Annotated in this window: 4 protein-coding genes and 1 pseudogene; 4 read left to right on the top strand and 1 reads right to left on the bottom strand. The window is 70.4% G+C overall.

The window, feature by feature from the left end; all coding sequences use genetic code 11:
- Positions 1–1,754: TonB-dependent receptor family protein (locus VHK87_RS15730; RefSeq protein WP_329635836.1), on the top strand; the 1,754-nt coding region annotated here is incomplete at its 5' end.
- A gap of 24 nt (positions 1,755–1,778) precedes the next feature.
- Here the strand turns inward: VHK87_RS15730 and rnr are convergent.
- Entirely contained in the window at positions 1,779–4,046 is a 2,268-nt protein-coding gene (gene rnr / locus VHK87_RS15725; protein WP_329635835.1) for a ribonuclease R, read from the bottom strand.
- A 124-nt stretch (positions 4,047–4,170) separates the two neighbouring features.
- Between rnr and VHK87_RS15720 the strand changes: the two genes are divergently transcribed.
- The 3 genes and pseudogenes from VHK87_RS15720 to VHK87_RS15710 all read left to right on the top strand — a co-directional run.
- Positions 4,171–4,572: an NADH dehydrogenase ubiquinone Fe-S protein 4 gene (locus VHK87_RS15720; RefSeq protein ID WP_329635834.1), complete on the top strand. Its 402-nt coding sequence runs from the start codon at positions 4,171–4,173 to the stop codon at positions 4,570–4,572.
- Between the two features lie 78 nt (positions 4,573–4,650).
- On the top strand, positions 4,651–5,733 hold the full coding sequence (locus tag VHK87_RS15715) for a hypothetical protein (RefSeq protein ID WP_329635833.1): 1,083 nt from the start codon (positions 4,651–4,653) through the stop codon (positions 5,731–5,733).
- A pseudogene (locus VHK87_RS15710) lies at positions 5,730–6,260 on the top strand (hypothetical protein); the annotation flags it as partial. The gene VHK87_RS15715 and the pseudogene VHK87_RS15710, both read left to right, overlap by 4 nt.

Below are 6,260 nucleotides of genomic sequence, written 5' to 3'. Positions count from 1 at the left end.
CGATCGAGCGGTTCTCCGGCGTCGAGGTGCTGAAGGGCTCCGGCCAGATCGTCTTCGGACCTCATACCGTGGGCGGCGTCGTAAACTATCTGACGCCTCGGCCGCCGGCGGAGGCGCAGGGGCGGCTGATCGTGCGGGCCGGCGAGCGCGATACCCAGGAAGTGGTGCTGCAGGCGGGAGACACCTTCGGCCCCCTAGGCCTGTTCGGAGGGTTCGCCGCGCGGCACAGCGCCGGCGTGCGCGCCAACCACGACCTGAACTACGCGGACCTGTTCCTGAAGGCGGTCTACGCGCTCAATCCAGATCACGAACTGACGCTCAAGCTCACCAGCTATCACGAGGACAGCCGGGTCAGCTATTCGGGCCTCACCCAGGCGGAGTTCCTGGCCGACCCGCGGGGCAACCCCTTCCAGAACGATTCCTTCGAGCTGTCGCGCCACGGCGGCTCGCTGGCCCACGGCTGGCGTATCAGCGACCGGGCCCAGCTGACCACGGTCGCCTATGCGGCCACGTTCGAGCGCGACTGGTGGCGCCAGTCCTCCAACTCCGGACAACGGCCGAACGACGCCTCGGACCCCGCCTGCGGGGGCATGGCCAACGTCAACACCACCTGCGGCAACGAGGGCCGTCTGCGGCAGTACTACATGTTCGGCCTGGAGAGCCGATTGAACCTGGAGTGGGGCGGCGAGGCGTTTGCAGGCCAGCTCACCGCCGGCGCTCGCGCCCACGCTGAGAACCAGGAGCGTTTCCAGTTCAACGGCGATCGTCCGACCTCGCGCACCCCGGGGACCAGCGTCAACGCGGGGGTGAGGGAGCAGAACGTGCGCGAGGCCAGGGCTTTCGCCGCCTTCGTGCAGAACACCTTCGACTTCGGCGCTCTGGCGGTGACGCCGGGGGTTAGGTTCGAGACGATCGAGTTCGACCGGTCGAACAAGCTGACTGGGAGGCGCGGGTCGGAGCAGGTCAGCGAGTGGATTCCGGGACTGGGCGTCTCCTGGACCGTGAACCCGGAGTGGACGGTGTTCGGCGGCGTCCATCGCGGCTTCTCGCCTCCAAGGGTCGAGGACGTCGTGACCGACGCCGGCGGCTCGGTCGAACTGGACGCCGAGCGGAGCATCAACTGGGAGCTTGGGACCCGGGGCCGGCCTGCGCCGGGATGGCGGCTCGAACTCACCGGCTTCCGCATGGACTTCGAGAACCAGATCATCCCCGCCTCTCTGGCCGGGGGTGTCGGCGCCACCGTCACCAGCGCGGGTGAAACCGTGCACCAGGGGATCGAGGGCGCGATCAACTTCTCCTCCAAGGAAGCCTTGGGCACGTCCATCGACTGGTACGCCGACGCGACCCTCACCTGGGTGGGGACGGCGGAGTTCCGTGGGCGGCGCTTTTCCAGCGTCAACAACGCCCGGCCCGTGACCGGAAACCGGCTGCCTTACGCGCCCGAGTGGGTGGGCCGCTTTGCTGCGGGATTCGACACCGGCCAGATCCAGGCCGAACTCGAGGCGGTCTACACAGGCGAGATGTTCGCCGACGACCTGAACACCGTCGCGCCCAGCGCGAACGGCCAGCAGGGGCTTATCGCCGACGCCTGGCAGTGGAACCTGGCGGCGTCCTGGCGAGTGCCGAACACGCCGGTGAAGCTGATGGCTTCCCTCCGCAACCTGGCCGACGAGACCTTCATCGTCGACCGTTCGCGGGGCATTCTCGTCAACGAGCCGCGGATGGCCCAGGTGGGCTTCCAGCTCGACTTCTGAGTCGACGAGACCCGACCTCCGGGATTACCCGCGCCGGCCGCCCCGCCGTTGCGGACGGCTCTCCGCCCGCCGGCGCACGCCGAGCCGTGGGCGCGCGGCGGACTTGTCGGCCGCCATCGGCTCGCTGAGCATCTCGAACAACAGCCCGCCTGTGATCGGGGTGGCCTCACGCAGCCGCACCTCGACGCTCATGCCCAACGGCCAGCGCTGGCCCGTGCGCTCCCCGACCAGGGCATGGGAGCGGTCGTCGTGGATGAAGTACTCCCCGCCGAGGCTGGAGACGGGGACGAGGCCGTCGGCCCCGGTCTCGGCCAGCCGCACGAACAGCCCGAATCGGGTGACGCCGGTGATCCGGCCCTGGAACTCCGCTCCGACACGGTCCGAGAGGAAGGCGGCGACGTAGCGGTCGGTGGCGTCACGCTCGGCGGCCATGGCCCGGCGCTCCGCGTAGGTGATCCGCTCGGCGGTGTCCTTGAGCTCGGCGATGTCGCGGTCGGTGATGCCGTCGTCGCCGAGGCCCAGCGCCCTGACCAGGGCCCGGTGGACGATCAGGTCGGCGTAGCGGCGGATGGGCGAGGTGAAGTGCGCGTAGCGGTCGAGGTTGAGCCCGTAGTGGCCGATGTTCTCCGAGGAATAGTGCGCCTGCATCTGGGTGCGCAGGACCACCTCGTTGACGATCTCGGCGTGCGGGCCGCCGCGGGTCTGCTCCAGCAGCCGGTTGAAGCGCTCAGTGCGCGGCTGCTCGCCTTTGGTCCAGGCGATGCCGATGGTGCCGAGGAATTCCGTAAGCGACAGCAGCTTCTCCTGGCTGGGCGCGTCGTGCACCCGGTAGATCAGCGGCGTCTTCTTCGCCTCCAGGGTCTCGGCCGCGCAGACGTTGGCCTGGATCATCATCTCCTCGATCAGCCGGTGGGCTTCGAGCGAGACGCGTGGGGTGATGGACTCCACCTCGCCCTCGGCGCTGATGACAATCTTCCGCTCCAGGCTCTCGATGGCCAGCGGCGCGCGCTTCTCGCGGCCGATCAGCATGGTCCGGTAGGCGGCCCACAGGGGCCTCAGGATCGGCTCCAGCAGGGGAGCGGTCTTGTCGTCGGGCCAGCCGTCGACGGCCGCCTGGGCCTGCTCGTAGGAGAGCTTGGCGGCCGAGCGCATCAGGCCGCGGACGAACTTGTGCGAGCGTTTCCGGCCCGTCTTGTCGAACACCATCCGCACGGCCAGGCAGGCGCGGTTCTCGCCCTGACGCAGGGAGCAGAGTCCGGCCGACAGCCGCTCGGGCAGCATCGGCTCCACCCGGTCGGGGAAGTAGACGGAGTTGCCCTTCTCGCGCGCCTCGCGGTCCAGCGCCGACCCGGAGCGGACGTAGGCGGCGACGTCGGCGATGGCCACCCAGACGATCCAGCCGCCCTCGTTCTTGGGATCGGTGTCCGGCTCGGCGTAGACGGCGTCGTCGTGGTCGCGCGCGTCGGCCGGGTCAATGGTGATCAGCGGCACATCCCGCAGGTCCTCGCGGCCGGCGAGGGTGGGGGCCTGCGCGGCCTCCGCCTCGGCCTGAGCTTCGGTCGAGAACCCGGTCGGAATGCCGTGGGTGTGGATGGCGATCAGCGAGGCGGCCCGGGGCTGGTCCTCGCGGCCGACCACCTCCAGCAGCTTGCCGCGCTTGGGCCCGTAGCGGCTTTCGCCGCCGGTGACCTGGGCGAGCACCAGGTCGCCGTCCTCCAGGTCATCGACACCGGTGAGCAGCAGGGTCTCCTTGGACTTGCGGTCCACGGGCTCGACGCGGACCTCGCGCCGGGACTTGCGGATCACGCCCAGCACCCGGTGGGCGCTCTGGCCGAGCCGCTTGATCATCCGGGCCTCGACCTCGCCGGTCTCCAGCCGCTCGAAGCGGACCAGGAGCCGGTCGCCCAGGCCGGGGGCGCCGGCCACCGCCTCGCGCCGGTCGGGGGCCAGCCGCACCAGCGGGGCGTCCTCGGCCTTGGTCAGCTTGACCAGCAGGTCGCCGTCGGGGTCGCGCTCGACCACATCGGCGACGCCGACCGGGGGCAGGGCGCCCACTTCCGAGAAGCCGCGGCGCCCGCGGCGGCCGAGGACATTGTCCTCTTCGAGCTGGCGCATCAGCTCGCGCAGCGCCCGGCGGTCGGCGCCCTTGAGGCCGAACGCCTTGGCGATCTCGCTGCGGTTCACCTCGCCGGTGTCGCGGATGAACTTGAGCAGGGTGTCGCGGTCGGGGAGCCCCTGGGCCGGGCGTTCGGCTTCGCGGCGCCCCGGCCGGGCGGTCTTGGGTCTGGCCATGGTGTTAAGTAACGCGAAAACCCGCTACCCGGCGCCGAAAAGCGGCGCCGGAGGGCGAGACCTTGCGGCGGCGCGCGGCCGAACCAAAATCCTCGAGGGTTCAGTTGGAGCCAGGGAGGCCACGATGCTTGGTCACAACCTCTCGCGCGCCCGGCCGACTCTTCCCGGGACCTCGTCGCCCGCCGACGGTCCCGTGCCGCTGGCGCGCATCCGCCAGGAGACGCCGTCCGCCACCGAGTCGGCGCCCCAGGCTGGCGCCTGGGTGCTGGAGTTCGAGCCCGTCGCGCCCAGCCGGCTCGATCCTCTCACCGGTTGGACCGTCACGACCGATCCGTTCTCGCAGATCCGCATGCGGTTCCCAGACATGCAGAGCGCCATCGCCTTCGCCGAGCGAAAGGGGTGGACCTATGTGGTCGCCGAGGGGGGCGCCCGCCGCATGACGCCAAAGCGGCCGCCGAGTGCGGCGCACGTCCCATGGGATCGGATCTGGCGGCGGCCGGCGGCCGAGGCGAGCGAGGGGGGCTAGCCTGGCCCTGAATGGCTCCCGGGCCGCACTTTTCTGCGCTGGTTGGATCGATTGGATGTCCCCCGCGGTTGCAGATCGGTGCTTCTCGAGACGCAACATGGCCGCGGGCGTTCTCCCCAATCTGCGGACGAAATCCGCAGCCGGTTCGCGGCCGCGCTCGCCCGCTTCGACCCCGGCGCGCCGATCCTGGTCCTGGCCCACAACGACGCCGATGGGCTCTGCGGCGCGGCCATCCTGCTGCGGGCGCTGGCCCGCGCGGGGAGGCCCGCGCAGTCCCGGCTGGTGGGGCGCGGCGAGAACGCCTCGTCGGAAGCGATGCGGATGGAGCTGGAGTCCCGGCGCATCGGCGGGCTGATCGCGGTGGATCTGGCGGTCGGCGCCGGAGAGTTGGCGGCCGGAGTGCCCGCCGTGGTGATCGACCACCATGCTCCGAGGGGCCTGCCCGCCGCCGAGGTGATCACCGGCTGGGGGATGGACCCGGTTCCCACCTCGAGCCTGCTGGCCTGGCGGGCCGCCGGCGCCCTGGCCGACGTGGACGACCTCCTCTGGCTGGCGGCGCTCGGCCTGGTCGGGGACATGGCCGAGGCGAGCGGATTTGCCGAAATGGACGATGCCCGGCGGCGCTATTCCATCACGGCGCTGCGAACGGCGACCACCTTGATCAACGCGCCCCGCCGCGCCGCGGCCGGGGACGCCAGTCCGGCCCTGGCGCTGCTGCTCAGATGCGGGGGGCCAAGGGAGATCATCAGCGGCGAGCACCCTGAAACGGCGCAGCTAGTCGCCGCAAAGGCCGAGGTCGCCGACGAGCTGGCCCGCGCCCGAAAGGTCGCGCCGAAGGTGAGGGGCCATGTGGCGCTGATCCGCTTCGCATCGCCCTGCCAGATCCACCCGCTGATCGCCCAGGCCTGGCGCGGGCGGCTGAAGGGCCAGATCGTCATGGCGGCGAACACCGGCTTTCGGCCCGGCTGGGTCCACTTCGCGGTTCGCACCGCCCGCGACCTGGACCTGCTCGCCTTTCTCGCCGAGCGCGCACCCCCGGGCGCCGACGAGAACTACGGCTCCGGCCATCGCCAGGCGACAGGCGGCGCGCTGCGCCCGTCCGACTGGAACGCCTTCGTTCGCGGCCTGGGCTTCGATCCCGAAGACGAGGTTCCCCAATGAGCGATCGGCCGCTGAGGATCGGCTTTCCCGTCAAGGTCATGGGCAAGCCCCTGAAGAGCAACGATGCGCGACGATGGCAGAACAGGCCGCACCTGAAGGTTTCCCTGGAATACGTGGACCAGATCCTCGACTACCTGGCGGCCAAGCGGATCGACATGTACCGCCTCTCGTCGGACCTGGCGCCGTACGCCACCCATCCGGACATGCCGCAGTTCCACGGGATGGTGGCCGAGAGCGACGCCGAGTTGCGGGCGATCGGGCGCAAGGCGCGTGACCTGGATGTCCGGCTGTCCTTCCACCCCTCGCAATTCGTCATCCTCAACAGCGCCGATCCGGTCCTGACCCAGAAAAGCATCTGGGATCTGACCTCGCAGGCGGAGATGCTGGACCTGATGGAACTAGGTCCCGAGGCGGTGATGGTGGTCCACGTCGGCGGCGTCTACGGCGACCACCAGGAGAGCCGCGCCAGGTGGGCCCGCAACTACGAGACGCTGCCTGAGCCGGTTCGCCGGCGGATAGTGCTGGAG

It is taken from the genome of Phenylobacterium sp. (genome assembly GCF_036263695.1).
Taxonomy (GTDB): domain Bacteria; phylum Pseudomonadota; class Alphaproteobacteria; order Caulobacterales; family Caulobacteraceae; genus Phenylobacterium.
This window is presented reverse-complemented; position numbering and strand designations above follow the sequence as displayed.

Bases quoted from the DNA above. Each gene is read 5' to 3' on its own strand.
- rnr (WP_329635835.1), bottom strand. From the start codon at position 4,046: ATGGCCAGACCCAAGACCGCCCGGCCGGGGCGCCGCGAAGCCGAACGC.
- VHK87_RS15720 (WP_329635834.1), top strand. From the start codon at position 4,171: ATGCTTGGTCACAACCTCTCGCGCGCCCGGCCGACTCTTCCCGGGACC.